The organism is Bradyrhizobium sp. UFLA05-125 (assembly GCF_059803515.1).
The window spans coordinates 1-13,477 of the sequence record NZ_JBANBJ010000052.1; the positions used below are offsets into that span (position 1 = coordinate 1).

The 13,477-nt window shown below is 61.8% G+C and carries 14 protein-coding genes; 6 read left to right on the plus strand and 8 right to left on the minus strand.

The genetic code is table 11. The features are described from left to right. Positions 1 to 540: 540 nt before the first annotated feature. Complete coding sequence (locus SO156_RS32340) at positions 541 to 939, minus strand: hypothetical protein (RefSeq protein WP_498537599.1); 399 nt, start codon at positions 937 to 939, stop codon at positions 541 to 543. A 228-nt stretch (positions 940 to 1,167) separates the two neighbouring features. Between SO156_RS32340 and SO156_RS32345 the strand changes: the two genes are divergently transcribed. Then, complete coding sequence (locus tag SO156_RS32345; protein WP_498537600.1) at positions 1,168 to 1,353, plus strand: hypothetical protein; 186 nt, start codon at positions 1,168 to 1,170, stop codon at positions 1,351 to 1,353. A 712-nt stretch (positions 1,354 to 2,065) separates the two neighbouring features. Further along, positions 2,066 to 2,752, plus strand: a complete 687-nt coding sequence (locus SO156_RS32350; protein WP_498537601.1) for a nucleoside deaminase — start codon at positions 2,066 to 2,068, stop codon at positions 2,750 to 2,752. 156 nt (positions 2,753 to 2,908) lie between these two features. On the opposite strand, the gene SO156_RS32355 is transcribed toward SO156_RS32350, so the two are convergent. From SO156_RS32355 to SO156_RS32385, 7 genes are all read right to left on the minus strand, one after another. Further along, complete coding sequence (locus SO156_RS32355; protein WP_498537602.1) at positions 2,909 to 3,661, minus strand: phosphorylase family protein; 753 nt, start codon at positions 3,659 to 3,661, stop codon at positions 2,909 to 2,911. Between the two features lie 121 nt (positions 3,662 to 3,782). Continuing rightward, positions 3,783 to 3,998 carry a hypothetical protein gene (locus SO156_RS32360; protein ID WP_498537603.1) on the minus strand — a complete coding sequence of 72 codons (216 nt, stop codon included), beginning with the start codon at positions 3,996 to 3,998 and terminating at the stop codon, positions 3,783 to 3,785. Positions 3,999 to 4,166: 168 nt separating this feature from the next. Then, positions 4,167 to 4,874 carry an EthD family reductase gene (locus tag SO156_RS32365; protein ID WP_498537604.1) on the minus strand — a complete coding sequence of 236 codons (708 nt, stop codon included), beginning with the start codon at positions 4,872 to 4,874 and terminating at the stop codon, positions 4,167 to 4,169. Continuing rightward, positions 4,871 to 5,308: an acyl-CoA thioesterase gene (locus SO156_RS32370; protein WP_498537605.1), complete on the minus strand. Its 438-nt coding sequence runs from the start codon at positions 5,306 to 5,308 to the stop codon at positions 4,871 to 4,873. Before SO156_RS32370 ends, SO156_RS32365 begins: the two co-directional genes overlap by 4 nt. Further along, positions 5,308 to 6,216 (minus strand): fumarylacetoacetate hydrolase family protein, encoded by a 909-nt coding sequence (locus tag SO156_RS32375; protein ID WP_498537606.1) that lies wholly within the window; start codon positions 6,214 to 6,216, stop codon positions 5,308 to 5,310. Before SO156_RS32375 ends, SO156_RS32370 begins: the two co-directional genes overlap by 1 nt. Positions 6,217 to 6,261: 45 nt before the next feature. Continuing rightward, entirely contained in the window at positions 6,262 to 7,368 is a 1,107-nt protein-coding gene (locus SO156_RS32380) for a cupin domain-containing protein (RefSeq protein ID WP_498537607.1), read from the minus strand. An 82-nt stretch (positions 7,369 to 7,450) separates the two neighbouring features. Next, the gene (locus SO156_RS32385) at positions 7,451 to 8,479 is read right to left on the minus strand and encodes a carbon-nitrogen hydrolase family protein (RefSeq protein ID WP_458150027.1); all 1,029 of its coding nucleotides are present in this window, start codon (positions 8,477 to 8,479) and stop codon (positions 7,451 to 7,453) included. 126 nt (positions 8,480 to 8,605) lie between these two features. On the opposite strand from SO156_RS32385, the gene SO156_RS32390 reads away from it, so the two are divergent. The 4 genes from SO156_RS32390 (at position 8,606) to SO156_RS32405 (ending at position 13,458) form a co-directional block, all read left to right on the plus strand. Continuing rightward, positions 8,606 to 10,765, plus strand: a complete 2,160-nt coding sequence (locus SO156_RS32390; protein WP_498537608.1) for a thiamine pyrophosphate-dependent enzyme — start codon at positions 8,606 to 8,608, stop codon at positions 10,763 to 10,765. Continuing rightward, complete coding sequence (locus SO156_RS32395; protein WP_498537609.1) at positions 10,762 to 12,327, plus strand: indolepyruvate oxidoreductase subunit beta family protein; 1,566 nt, start codon at positions 10,762 to 10,764, stop codon at positions 12,325 to 12,327. Before SO156_RS32390 ends, SO156_RS32395 begins: the two co-directional genes overlap by 4 nt. Positions 12,328 to 12,481: 154 nt before the next feature. Next, on the plus strand, positions 12,482 to 12,976 hold the full coding sequence (locus SO156_RS32400; RefSeq protein WP_498537610.1) for a MarR family winged helix-turn-helix transcriptional regulator: 495 nt from the start codon (positions 12,482 to 12,484) through the stop codon (positions 12,974 to 12,976). Then, positions 12,976 to 13,458, plus strand: a complete 483-nt coding sequence (locus SO156_RS32405; RefSeq protein ID WP_498537611.1) for a MarR family winged helix-turn-helix transcriptional regulator — start codon at positions 12,976 to 12,978, stop codon at positions 13,456 to 13,458. Before SO156_RS32400 ends, SO156_RS32405 begins: the two co-directional genes overlap by 1 nt. The last annotated feature ends 19 nt before the right edge of the window (positions 13,459 to 13,477 follow it).

The following is a 13,477-nucleotide window of genomic DNA, read 5'->3' on the forward strand; positions in this document are numbered from 1 at the left end:
AAGCTTGCTTGACCCGTGGCATGGTCGCACCCTCCGTAAGTTCTTGTGAAAACGCTCCGCAAGAGTGCGCTCGGCGAAACCGGCGCGCAAGGGTTACCTGTGCCGTAAAATGCGAAACATCTCATCGATCTCCATTCATCTTCATGAACCGAGATCGACACATAACCGCTTTTGGTTGAGTAAAATCACGCGATCCGCGTACACGCAGCAGCATGGACCTGTATGTCCGATTCTGACCCCAATCGGCGGTTGACGGATGTCTGCTATTCCGCCGCTGTTGGGGGATAAGCAGACATCCGTCGAACGGGCCAAAAATGACGCGAATGAGCCAAAGAGAGGTCCAGTCTACGACGCCGTGCAGACGTTACCGCGATCTTTACGAGGGCTCGAAGATGTTGTCGCGGTCCACCGGACCGCTTGGGTCGTCGTTCAACCACGCCGCAGTCAAACAAAGGGTCGAAGTGGCCGATGCGAACCCACCCAGGCAGTAGACAGCCAAGATCATTCATCCACGTATTCTTAAAGCCATCGCCGCGGACTTCACATCGAGCAGCGAACATACGGCATTTCCACTGGCACCGGCTCCTTGGAGCTGAGTGTGATCCGATTCTCTCCGGAGATTTTCACGTCGAATGTTACGTCTGAAGCCGCGACACCGTCGGAGCACGAAGCAATCACTCGCACATTCGGCCCGTCATCGTGCAACGATTTGACAGTGCATTTTTGAAATGTGCCGGTTATTTGCTTTCCCTGGACGATTAAGCCGCCCGCGTGGAGATCAGCATCTTGCTTGAACGCAAGCTTGTTATTCTCTTTGGTAAACACCTCACCGCAGGCCGAGGCGTCGACCGTCCAAGCTCCGTTCAAATCCGCAGCCTGTGTCGAGGCCGATTGCGTAACGAGAAGCACTAACAGCGCCAACGGATTGAAGGTTCTCATGAAACTCTCCGATTAAATGGTCGATAGACTACCCGGACCCCGTTCGATCGGACGTGGAATTGTAGCTAAATCGGTCTCTTCGACGCGGACGGGCGTAGCACCCCGACGTGGCCTTTCGTATCGCTCCGAGTGCGGCAAGTTAGCGGACCTTTCGTTGATCTAAGTCAATAAGTTCTCCGAGCACTCGGTCTCGCCCGTACAGCTCACGGTGACGCAGCCGGCTGCGGCATGGTGATCGTCGCGTTATTCACGACCGACGTCGGGGCGGCGGTCTTCACCTTGGCGATATACGGGCGAGAAGCGCGGGCGGCCTTCGTGATCAATCAACTCGATAAGCACTTGCCTGCAATTCTGGCCGTGGCGTGCATGATCGTCGCGGTCGAGGTGATCGCGTTGCTGGTGGCTTTCGGCTGAGGCCTTCGCGGGACCGCAAGCGCGGTCCGCTGGTGTGCTAGCCGGACGGCCGTCGGCCTCGGGTGCGCCGATGTGTTCGCTGTCCGGCGATCAACGCAGCGAAGGCGATGATCCCGATGCCGTCCACGACGAGTGTGTAGGTCTCCATGCAACAGCTGTTCCCTTACTGCCGAGCGTCCGCAGCCTAATCGAGTCTCGGTGTCCGCTCTGTTCGGTTTACGACACTGGGAACGTCGATCCGCCGCGCTCCGCGCCCGCCCACGCGTTTCCGCGCCTCGGCCAGGCTTCCAACGCTCAGCCAGACGCGGGGTCTCAGTGGGCTCGGCAGGATCGCCAGCGAGCGCGGCCCGGCCGTGCCTTGCCACGGCTCCACTTCCGATATTGCCCCCTTCTGAGACATGCGCGTCGGGCCAAATGGCCGCTTTGCGCCGACAGCTGCCGTCCCCGCGAGGTCGCGTTTTGAACCCAAGGCGACACAGGCGCTATCGTGCGAACGACGCACGATAGCTATCCGATGAACGTGGCGCCCCGTTTAGCCGAAATCGCATAGCGCGGGAGGGGTTGCTTTGCCTAACCTCCCGTCTGGATTAAAGTGGAGATCGCCCTGGCCGCGAACCATGACGCGCCGGGGAGGAGCCAGGCTCGGTCGGGCCCAGGAACGCAGCAACCAAGGAGGACTGCTCGTCAAACTCGGATGGAGGAGCTGATGCTCATGAGCAGGCCGGAAGCTCATCTTCAAGATTTGCAGATGATGGAGCGATGCTTTGAAGTCGCTCGACTTGGAGCGAAGAAAGGAGAGCTGCCGTTCGGCGCCCTGATTGTTTCTCGAGGACAGGTCATTGCCGAGGCGACAAATTGTGTTTCATCGGAGAGCGATGTGACGCGCCACGCCGAGCTCGTGGCACTTTCCGCGGCACAAAAGGTCCTCAAACGAAAGCGTCTGCAAGATTGCACCTTGTATTCGATCGTTGAACCTTGCCCGATGTGTTCGTTTTCTTCAAGGGAGGCGCGAATTGGTCGGGTGGTGTTCGCCCTCTCGTCTCCTGTGATGGGCGGATATTCGAAATGGGACGTGCTGAAGGACGACGATTTATCGAACAAGCTACCAGAGGTTTTTGGACCTCCGCCGGAGATCGTTTCCGGCCTGTTGGCAGCGCAGGCCGAGCGGGTCTGGAGCCAGTGGAACCCGCTCGCTTGGCGCTTCATAAAACGAAGAGGCTGCTTTGGATCGGCGGCGGATCTGCCTGAGCGCCATGCGGCCGCGCCGCGGCCCATCCTTTCGTGGGCTGCCTTGACCGCCTTTTTGGCTGCGCCGGCCCTGGCGGTGAGCAAGGCCTTCCTGCGCTCACGTCCGGGTTCGAAAGCTATGCCAAAGTTCGACCCGCAGTCCGACTCGTGAGCGCGCTGCCGACGTAGCCGTTCGGAATCGCCATCGAAATAACGCCGATCGCACAGGGGCTCGGGCCAGTTATCTTTTTGGCAACTCGGATTCGCACTTGTCTGGCCGGCGTCGCGCCGTGCGGGCAGCGGCACTGACGGCGGGATCGGACTGGTGTTAATGTTTGAGGTGCAGCAGTCGACGCGGTAAGCGGCCGTGAAGGTGCGGGAAACCGAGGTGAGTTCCAAGCCGTTGTTTGGCCCTGCGCAATGCCCTCACCGCAATAACAGCGTCAAAGGCTAATCGGCTAAGTCTAGGAAGTTGCCGTGGGTCGCTGACCACTGAACCTCCAATTTTGCGCAGTCTAGGCTTACCTGCGGGGCCGATCTTTATGAGCGCCGCTCTCGGAAGTATCCGATGGGCAGGGTTTAGAACAACGCGACAAGCGGCAAAGGGAATTCTGAATTCGGCAGCAATTCGGGCCACGATTTGCGACTCCATATCAGCCGCGACAGCCCCGGTGGTGGCATGGAAGTCCCGTCTCTCCTCAAAACTTGTCATCGGGGTTGCCACTCCAGCAATCGGAGAGTAGCCGGCGCCCGGGATCATCCGAAGGAGCTCCTGGGCCCAAGGGAGATCACTCGGATAAGCTTCATCTTTCCCGGCAAACACCGACGAAGCGATGACAACCTTACCCGGTCGGAGCTTCGGATCCAGCCCGCCGCATACGCCAAAGCTTATAATCCCGCGCGCACCTTTTCGGATGGCGTCACGCAAGTTAGATGCGGTCCGGTCACCATCGGCGATCATCGCTGTCATCCCCGCTATTCTGGCCTCAATTGCCAGTCCAACGACGGCGATCACAGCCTTCGCGTTGGGGGCACCAGTCCGATCCTCCTCTGCCTCATTTACGGTCACAAGCAGGGTCATCGCAGCCTTCTAAAACGAAAGTGTCTCTAGATTTAGCTTGCGATCCCAAACAAGGTAACTTGCGGGCTGTGCGCTTCTGCGAAATCTATGTAGGTGTGCTTTCGCGGTCACTAATCGTGGATCAGGCAGACAGCGCCGCCCCCTCGGTGATTTTCAGGCAAGTGCCGCTCCTGTGCCGCCACAGCCAGCCGAGAGCGACGGCGCGCTTGATACAGGTGCGGAATTGCTCGCCACTGCCGCCAGCCGTCAGAAATGGCTCATTGACGCGTTCGACGAAGATACGGCCATCCTCCACCGCTTGCCGTTCGCGATTTCGGCGACCCTGCGCGCGCAGCAACGAGATCGGCGAAGGGCTGCCGCTCGACGAATTTCATGCTGCCATCGTGATCTCGAGTGCGCCTTGCTGCAGCGCATGAGCCCGTTTGTGGCCCAACTCGGACCTCTGGTGAGGTGAGGTCTGCTATCGCGGCGTTATCGACGCCGGGCTTATGAGTACATGCCCTGGCTAGCCCCTCGGTTGGACGATCCTCGTCAGCATGGGGAAATGCTTGTTGCCGCCCGCAAACGGCGGGAACTGGACGAAATCCGCACGCATGCGCTTGATCACGTCTGAGCTCAGCGCGTGTGCGAGAGCTTCCGGGCTGTCGAACACCAGCTTGTTGCGCTGAATGTACGCGACCCGCTGCGACGGCAACCGGTCGACCCAGTCGATCCCAGTATAGATCTCGACCTGGCGAACGTTCGGGAAGGTCCGCATGATCGAGGGGTGATGGTCGAGATAATGCAGGTGCCACGCATTGAGGTCGTCAGCCGGCCCGGGATAGTGGACGAGGTAGCTGCACGGGTTCGTCGTTCCCTCGTGATGCGCGGCAAGGTCGACCGGGAACGAGCGCGTCACCATCGCCTGGTGCGTGACATCGAGTCCCGCAAGGCTCGGCAGGCCTTCACCCACCGCGAGGCCAGCGAGAACTCCGCCGCCGTCGAGTGCCGCTTCGCAGGCGAAGAGGTCCGGAAAGCGCAGTTGGACGGCTAAAGTCGGCCCCGGACCATCGGCCCCATAGGGGTGATCGACCGAATGCTCCAGCGGCGTGAACAGCAAGCCCTCGGTCATATGCGGAATCGATCCGATCATGGCCGCCGCGGCGGCAATATCATCGGACTGGATCCGGCGTTCGCCGGCCGGATCAGAGAACGTCATGAAGAACGAGATCATGAGGGAACTATCTCCGTTCCCTCCCCAGCGTGCAAACGGGCCACGAGCGCGGCGCGGACGTCGTCGGGCCAGGGTATGGCATGGTGGTCGACCAGCGACGTCGCGGCGAGGATCTGGCGGGCCTTCCACCGCGTCCCGTCCGCACCCGAGACGACGTGCGCCAAATGGAGCGAGGCGCGGCCGACCTTGACGATGTGCAGCGCGAACGTCAGGCGGGCGCCGAACTTCGATGGCCGGGAAAAATCACAGGTGAGATGCACCGTGGGCGTCCCGATCTTCCGGACCGTGATCAATTCCGGCCATGGAAAACCGATCGTTGCCCAGAACTCCTCGACGACGCCATTGAGGATGTTCAGATAGGACGGGAAGTAGGCGATGCCGGAGGGATCGCAATCCCCGAACCTTAGCTCGCGGTCGAAGGAGAACTGCGTCATCAGATCGCGACGACCGGGTGCCTGATGACACCGACGCCATCAACCCCGGCTTCCACCACGTCGCCCGGCCACAACCATTCCTGCGGAGACAGGCCGGCGCCAACTCCTTCAGGCGTACCCGTCGCGATGATGTCGCCGGGCTCGAGCGTCATGCCCGATGAAATGTCGGAAATCAGAACCGCAATGTCGAAGATCATGTATTTGGTATTGGAGTCCTGCTTCATGACACCGTTCTTGGTCAGCCAGAGCCGCAAGTCATGCGGATCGGGAATCTCGTCCGCCGTCACGATGCAGGGGCCGAACGGCGCATAGGTGTCCATGCCTTTGGAAAAGATCCACTGGCCCGCGCGGCGATTGTCGCGCGCGGAAATATCGATCATCACTGAATAGCCGAAGACGTGATCCATCGCTTTGTCGACTGGGATGCGCGTGGCGGTCTTGCCGATGATGACGGCGAGCTCGACTTCCCAATCGAGCTGCTGCGTCATCTTCGCATTGTGCTGGATGGCTGCGCCGGGACCGATCACGGAGGTCGGCGGCTTGGAAAAGACCACCGGCTGCTTCGGCAGGTCCTTGTCGGTATCGAGGCTCTTGGCGGACTCCGCGACATGGGCGCGATAGTTGAGCCCGATGCCAAAAATGTTCTTTCGCGGGCGCGGGATCGGGGCTTGCAGTTTCACGTCCTCGACTGGAACGGCCGAGCCGGCCGCGAAGCGGCCATTGGCGTTCTCAAGGCACTCCTTCAGCGCCGGCAACAGGGTCACGCCGTTGTCGATGAACGAGAGCATGTCGTTCGGCCATGCGAGATTGCGCGACGCACCGAGGCGCTCGACATCGACGACCAATCCGTTGACGACAACCCCGAGGCGGGCACCGCTGGTGCCGGAGGTGTAGGTGACAAGACGCATGTAAGCTTCTATCCGGCTCTTCTGGTTGAATTCTGCAAGGACGCGTCAGGCGGCGACCGGCTGATGGCCGGCATTGTCGCCATAGGCCTCTTCCCTGTAGAGACTGAGGCCCTCGATGACGGGCAGATCGTTGAAGCAGAACAGGCAGGCGTCCTCGCTCGAAGACGCGTTGCCGTGCTCGTGCCACGCCCAGGACGGAACGCAGAAGATGTCGCGCTCCTCCCATTCGAACCGCTTGCCGCCGATCACGGAATAACCGTGCCCCTTGGCGACCTGGTAGACGAAGCTTCCGGTGTGCCGGTGCGACTTCGTTGTCTCGCCCGGCCGCAGCAACTGCATGCTCGCGCCGATCGTCTGCATCACGTGCCCACCGGTGATTGGATTGACGTAGTTCATGAGGATGCCGTCGTAGGGCGATCCGTCGGTCGCGGCGGCATATTTCCGCAAAGCGTCGTAGGTCGGCTCCCACTCGTACTTGAACATGGGCGAATAGCCCTTCGACCATTTGGAGTCAGCCGGCCGAAGACCGGGATTGCCCCAGGTCCTGGTCATGTCGTCCACGGGGTAGCCGGACTCCTCCTGCTGGATTTTTGGATGCACGACGAAGAAGTTGGCCTCCAGCGCATTGACCAGCGGGATGTCGAGCCCATCCTGCCAGATGCAGACCGAGCCGTTGCCTTCGACGCCATGCTCGTGCCAGGTGCCGTTCGGCGTCAGCACGAAATCGCGCGCCCCCAACGTCATCTTGTGACCGTCAACGATCGTATAAGCGCCCGCCCCTTCCATGATGAAGCGCAGGGCGGAGGCCGAGTGCGCGTGCGCGGTCGCGACTTCACCGGGGTGCATCACCTGCAATCCCGAATAGAGCCAGCCGACCGCGGCCGACACATCACGGCGACCAGGGTTGTTGAGGTAGATCACCCGGCGCCCCGCTTTCTCCGGCGAGACCAGCTCCACCGAGCGCAGCACGTGCTCGCGCAGATCACTGTAGCGCCAGAGCACGGGAACGGACGCCGACTGCGGCTGCCACGGCTCGATCTTGTTGGCGACCGTCCACAGCGCGCCGGCTTCGAATTTCTCGAGATCCTTGTAGTAGGCCTTGAGCTCCGGAGTATCCTCGACATTGGCCCGGCCGATGACGTTTTCGCGCATCCCATCCTCCAAGTCCCGACTTGTGAGTCTTGCCTCGTAAGTCCTGTCTCATGGCGTCGCTGGCGCGACGCGTCCCAAACCATCATTCCGACTTGTCTGGAATTGACGTGAAGCCTGCCTGCTCGGCGGCGTCCGGTGCGAAACGTTCGCCCTCCACAAAGCCGAGCGGCCCCAGCGGACGGCGATTGACCCGCAAATCGAAAATGTCGAAGCGGTTGTAGTGCCCGACGATGTCATGCATCTGCTTCGGTTGAATGCAGCGGTCGAGATCGATGTCAGCGTAGACGATGCCTTCATCGTCGATCAGGGGAGCACCGACCACGCGGCCGTCCGGCCCGATGATCCCCGAAAATGCGCTCGACTTGCGCTGCAGGCGCGCCCGCGCATCGGGAACGATGGCCTCCATCGCCGCAATGATCTCTTCCGAGACCGTCGAGCAGGAGACGACCGTAAAAATCTTGCCTTCAAAGGAATGGGCAATGGCGCGCAACTTGATCGCCTCCGCCATGTCGTAGTCCGCCGGCGCGACGGGGAGCGAAATGTAGCTCGCAACGTGGACGAGCTCTCCCTGCCCCAACAGCGCAAAGCGCGCGAGCGTGTTGGTGTTCTCGCCACACGCGAGCCCGCCGAGACGCCCGATCTCGGTATCATAGACGCGCAGGCTCGACCCGTCACCGCCGGTCCAGGTCAGCTTCTCTGCCCAGGTCGGCACCAGCTTGCGGTGCTTGCCGAGCAGCGCGCCGTCCGGGCCAATGAAGACCAGCGTGTTGTAGATTGCTCCCAGGGACACCGGGCTGCGCTCGTTCACGCCGAGGACGACGTAGCACCCGGTATCGCGTGCAGCCTTCCGGACGACGTCGATCTCCGGACCCGGCACCAGGACCGATGCCTTGGCGAGCTTCTCGAACCATGCGCTTCCCGTGACGGGATCGGTGATCCAGTTCCAGTAGGGATAGCCTGGAACGAACACTTCGGGGAACGCGACGAGCTGCGCGCCATGGCCAGCTGCCTCACGCACCAGTGAGGCTGCCTTGTCAGCGGTCGCGCTCGCGTTGAGATATACAGGTGAAGCCTGGACGGCGGCAGCTTTAAAGCGCGGCAGCTTCAGCATTGGCACTACCCTGTCGCTGGCTCATGATCGCCTTCCGGAGCAGAGGTCCGCAAGCGTGACTACATAGCGCAGCGTTGACTTACTTCACATGTAAAAGTATGCTATCGCATATTTCTGGAGGGCGCAATGGCTGAACGGTCTTTTGCTCGCGAAGTCGAGGATCTCCGGCTCGGCGACGGCGACACCTTCCGCGGCGAAGGCATCCTCGCCATCACCAAGGCACTCCTGCAATCGGGCGTTGCCTATGTCGGCGGTTATCAGGGCTCGCCGATCTCGCACCTGATGGACGTGCTGGCCGACGCCAAGGACGTGCTCGACGATCTCGGCGTCGTCTTCCAGAGCTCCGCCAATGAGGCGGCAGCGGCGGCGATGCTGTCGGCCTCCGTGATGTATCCCCTGCGCGGCGCGGTCGCGTGGAAGTCGACGGTCGGCACCAATGTTGCCTCCGACGCGCTGGCCAATCTCGCCTCCGGCGGCGTCACCGGCGGCACCATGATCATCGTTGGCGAGGATTACGGCGAAGGCTCCTCGATCATGCAGGAGCGCACTCATGCCTTCGCGATGAAATCGCAGATGTGGCTGCTGGATCCGCGCCCCGATCATGAATGCATCGTCAACCTGATCGAAAAGGGCTTTGAGCTCTCGGAAGTCTCGAACACTCCGGTGATGCTCGAGGTGCGCGTCCGCGCCTGTCACATGCATGGAAGCTTTGCCTGCAAGGACAATGTGAGGCCGGCCCACACCATCAAGGACGCGCTGAACAATCCCAGGCGCGACGTCGGCCGCATCGTGCTGCCGCCGGCGGCCTACGAGCATGAGCAGGAGAAGATCAAGACGCGGATGCCTGCGGCGATCGGCTTCATCCGGGACAACAAGCTGAATGAGTGGATGGGGCCGAAGCAGGGCAAGGTCGGCATCATCATGCAGGGCGGGATGTACAACAACGTCATCCGCGCACTGCAATATCTCGGGCTGTCGGATGCGTATGGCAACGCGCAGGTCCCGCTCTACGTCATGAACGTTACCTACCCCGTGATCGACACGGAGGTTGCGGAGTTCTGTCTCGACAAGGACGCCGTTCTCATCGTCGAGGAAGGCCAGCCGGAATATCTGGAGCAGGCGATCAACACGGTGCTGCGCCGCAGGGACATCCAGGCGCGCGTCCACGGCAAGGACGTGCTGCCGATGGGCGGCGACTATACCGCGCAGGTGCTGCTTGGCGGGGTCAGAGAATTCCTCGAGAAGACCGAGCCGAGGCTGCTCGGCAACCGGCCGCCGGCGCCGGACGCAGTCCCCGTGCTCAATCACCCCGCAGTGGAGAAGCTGAAGCAGGTCGTGCCGGCGCGTCCGCCCGGTCTTTGCACCGGCTGCCCGGAACGACCGATCTTCGCCGCCATGAAGCTCGTCGAGGAGGAGCTTGGCCAGCACCACGTCTCCGCCGACATTGGCTGCCATCTGTTCTCGATTCTCCCGCCCTTCAACATCGGCGCGACCACCATGGGTTTTGGCCTTGGCCCGGCCTCGACCTCCGCATTCAACGTCAAGGCCGACAAGCGGTCGATCGCCGTGATGGGGGACGGCGGCTTCTGGCACAACGGGCTGACCAGCGGCATCGGCAATGCGGTCTTCAACAAGCATGACGGCGTCTTCGTCATCGTCGACAACTACTACACTTCGGCGACCGGCGGTCAGGACATCCTGTCGTCGCGCGCGATCAACAAGCGACGTAACACCAACAATTCGATCGTGCAGGCCGTGAAGGGCATCGGCGGCCGATGGGTCCGGCAGATCGACCGCACCTACGATGTCGGCCGGATGCGCGACACGCTGAAGGAAGCACTCACGACCAAGGAGGAAGGTCCCAAGGTCATCGTCGCCTCCTCCGAATGCATGCTGAACAAGCAGCGCCGCGTGAAGCCGCAAATGAGCAAGGCGATCAAGGACGGGTTGCGCATCGTCAAGGAACGTTTCGGCGTCGACGAGGACGTCTGCACCGGTGACCATGCCTGCATCCGCCTCTCCGGCTGCCCGTCGCTCTCGGTGAAGCAACTGGACGATCCTTTGCGCGACGATCCCGTTGCGTGGATCGACAACTCCTGTGTCGGCTGCGGCAATTGCGGCGAGGTCGCGGAAGCGGCCGTGCTGTGTCCCTCGTTCTATCGCGCGGACGTCATCCACAATCCGACCGGCTGGGACAAGTTCAAGTCCAAAGTCACCATGGCCGTGATCGGCTGGCTGCAACGGCGGCGTGAGCGCCGGCGTCCGTCGCTCGAGGCGCTGGCATGAGAGACGAGACCGTCCGACTGGCACTACCTGCCGCGGGTGACGCGACCGAGCGGCCGATCTCGATCGCCATCGTCGCGATGGGCGGTCAGGGCGGCGGCGTCCTGACCGATTGGATCGTCCAACTGGCCGAGAACCATGGCTGGGTCGCGCAGTCGACATCGGTGCCAGGCGTCGCCCAGCGTACCGGCGCCACGATCTACTACATCGAGGCGATGCCGCCGCTCGATGGCCGCAAGCCGATCCTTTCGCTGATGCCGACGCCCGGCGATGTGGACGTGGTCATGGCGGCCGAATTCATGGAGGCCGGACGCTCGATCCTGCGCGGTCTGGTGACGCCCGACCGCACCACTCTGATCGCGTCCAATCACCGGTCGTTTGCGATCGGCGAGAAGATCGCGCCGGGTAACGGCATCGCCGACAAGGGTGCGGTGACCGGCGCGATCGGGGTGGCCGCCAAGACCGAGATCATCTTCGACATGAACGCGCTGGCGAGCGCGAATGGCAGCGTCATCTCGGCCGCGATGCTCGGCGCGCTTGCAGGCGCCAGCGTGCTGCCCTTTAGCCGCGAGAGCTATCTCGACGTAATCGGCGCCGGTGGGAAAGGCGCTCAGGCCAGCATCCGCACGTTCGAGGCTGCGTTGGACCGGGTGCAGTCCAAATCCTCGGAGCCGGCGATGCCGCTGCCACCCAGGGCAGCCGATAACGCTCCCTCTCCCGCGGCTGTGGATCCGCGTCTTGCCGGTCTCATCGCCCGACTGACGCAGGAGCTGCCCGAGGCCGTACAGGCCATGAGCCGGGCCGGGCTGAAGAAGGTCGTCGATTTCCAGGACGCCGCCTATGGCGGCGAATATCTCGACATCCTCGGCAAGCTCCACGCTACCGATCGGAGCTCTGGCGGCACCTCCCGAAACTTTGCCTTCACGCAGGCCGCAGCAAAATATCTCGCCAACGCCATGACCTATGACGACGTCATTCGCGTCGCCGATCTCAAGACCAGATCCAGCCGCCGTGCACGAATCGAAGACGAGATCGAGCTGTCGCGGGACCAGGTGCTCCAGACCACCGAGTTCATGCATCCCCGCATGGAGGAGGTCATGGGCATGCTGCCGGCGAGCCTCGGCCGCTGGCTTGGCGGCAAGCCGCGCCTCCTCGGCTGGCTCGACCGTCGCGTCAACAAGGGACGTCGGGTGCGGACCTATGCGCTGCCCTGGTTCCTCACGCTCTATGTCGTGGGCGGACTTCGCGGCATGCGCCGCCGCTCGCTGCGTCATGCCGTTGAAACGGCCCATCGGGACGCATGGCTCAAGGCCGCGGCAGAGGCGGTCCAGGCCAACTATCAGTTGGGCGTCGAGATCCTGCAATGCCGGCGGCTGGTCAAAGGCTATTCCGATACCCACAGCCGCGGCCTGTCGAAGTTCGACAAAACGCTGGCCGCGATCAAGCTGGTTGAACAGCGCGAGGATGCCGCCGACTGGGCGCGCCGGCTGCGGGAAGCCGCGCTGAAGGACAGCGCGGGCAAGGAGCTCGACGGCGTGATCCAAACCATCAAGACGTTCGCATGACGTCGGGGACGGCACGGGATTGGATTGTTGCCGTTCGCTTCCGTGGACGTCAGGATCGGACGTCTTGACTGCGATTCTCAAGGCGTTAATCGGAGCAGAAGACACACTGTAATTCTCCCCCTCCCTGAGACACTCTGTACTCGATGGTTATGCGATGCCGGCAGCACTCAAAGAGAGCATTGGTCCCGCGTTTGGGCAGATTGAGACCCGGCTTTGGCTGCAACTGCTGTCTCTGCACAGCGAACTCTTTGCGTCCCTGAATTCCATGCTGAACTCGGAGTTCGGCTTATCGCTGGCGAAGTTCGACGTGCTCGCCCAGCTCGATCGCTACCGGGACGGAATGGCGCTCGGACAGTTGTCGCAGAACTTGAAAGTGTCCGGCGGCAACGTCTCGGGGCTGGTGCAGCGTCTTCTGGCTGACGATCTCATCAGCAAGGAAATGTCGGGCGAGGACCGCCGGTCGTTCATCGTGCGCGTGACGCCGAAGGGCGAAGCGCTGTTCAGGAAGGCGGCTGCTTTACACAAGAAGCATCTCAGCGAACGGCTCGAGAGTATTCCCGCCCAGGAGCTGGAAACCGCGCTTTCGGTGCTGCGGTCCCTCTCCTCGAAACTTCGCACCGAGAGCAAGAAGCAGAGTCGCAGGAAATAATGGCCAAAGAATCCAGGAGCAGATGGAGATCCGGTCCACCGCGGACACGGGACCAGCTGCAAAGCTATGTTCCCTATCTTTTCAACCGGCTCGCCAATCGCTGGAACCTCGATCAGAACCGCGACCTGAGCGAGCACAACATCAACAACGTCGTATTCCGGACGCTGTCGGTCCTGTTCATCTACAAGACCCTGACCGTGAACGAGATCGCCGTTCTCGCCGTCACCGAGCAGTCGACCGCGAGCCGCATGGTCGAGTCGATGGTGTCAGCGGGTCTCGTCAAGCGCGAGATCGCCGAGGAGGACCAGCGTCGCCGCGTCGTTGGCTTGACACCTGATGGCGATGCCCTCCTGCGAAAGATCTGGCCTATCATGGAGAAGAACTATGACCGGCTGACCGTGGGCATCGATCCCGACGATATCGAGGTCTGCGCCCGCGTGCTGGCCAAGATGGTCGAGAACATCCGCCAGAACCAGATCTGACCCCGTTTGTTTGAGCATG

Bases quoted from the DNA above. Each gene is read 5' to 3' on its own strand.
- SO156_RS32340 (WP_498537599.1), bottom strand. From the start codon at position 939: ATGAGAACCTTCAATCCGTTGGCGCTGTTAGTGCTTCTCGTTACGCAA.
- SO156_RS32345 (WP_498537600.1), top strand. From the start codon at position 1,168: ATGGTGATCGTCGCGTTATTCACGACCGACGTCGGGGCGGCGGTCTTC.
- SO156_RS32350 (WP_498537601.1), top strand. From the start codon at position 2,066: ATGAGCAGGCCGGAAGCTCATCTTCAAGATTTGCAGATGATGGAGCGA.
- SO156_RS32355 (WP_498537602.1), bottom strand. From the start codon at position 3,661: ATGACCCTGCTTGTGACCGTAAATGAGGCAGAGGAGGATCGGACTGGT.
- SO156_RS32365 (WP_498537604.1), bottom strand. From the start codon at position 4,874: ATGATCTCGTTCTTCATGACGTTCTCTGATCCGGCCGGCGAACGCCGG.
- SO156_RS32370 (WP_498537605.1), bottom strand. From the start codon at position 5,308: ATGACGCAGTTCTCCTTCGACCGCGAGCTAAGGTTCGGGGATTGCGAT.
- SO156_RS32375 (WP_498537606.1), bottom strand. From the start codon at position 6,216: ATGCGTCTTGTCACCTACACCTCCGGCACCAGCGGTGCCCGCCTCGGG.
- SO156_RS32380 (WP_498537607.1), bottom strand. From the start codon at position 7,368: ATGCGCGAAAACGTCATCGGCCGGGCCAATGTCGAGGATACTCCGGAG.
- SO156_RS32385 (WP_458150027.1), bottom strand. From the start codon at position 8,479: ATGCTGAAGCTGCCGCGCTTTAAAGCTGCCGCCGTCCAGGCTTCACCT.
- SO156_RS32390 (WP_498537608.1), top strand. From the start codon at position 8,606: ATGGCTGAACGGTCTTTTGCTCGCGAAGTCGAGGATCTCCGGCTCGGC.
- SO156_RS32395 (WP_498537609.1), top strand. From the start codon at position 10,762: ATGAGAGACGAGACCGTCCGACTGGCACTACCTGCCGCGGGTGACGCG.
- SO156_RS32400 (WP_498537610.1), top strand. From the start codon at position 12,482: ATGCCGGCAGCACTCAAAGAGAGCATTGGTCCCGCGTTTGGGCAGATT.
- SO156_RS32405 (WP_498537611.1), top strand. From the start codon at position 12,976: ATGGCCAAAGAATCCAGGAGCAGATGGAGATCCGGTCCACCGCGGACA.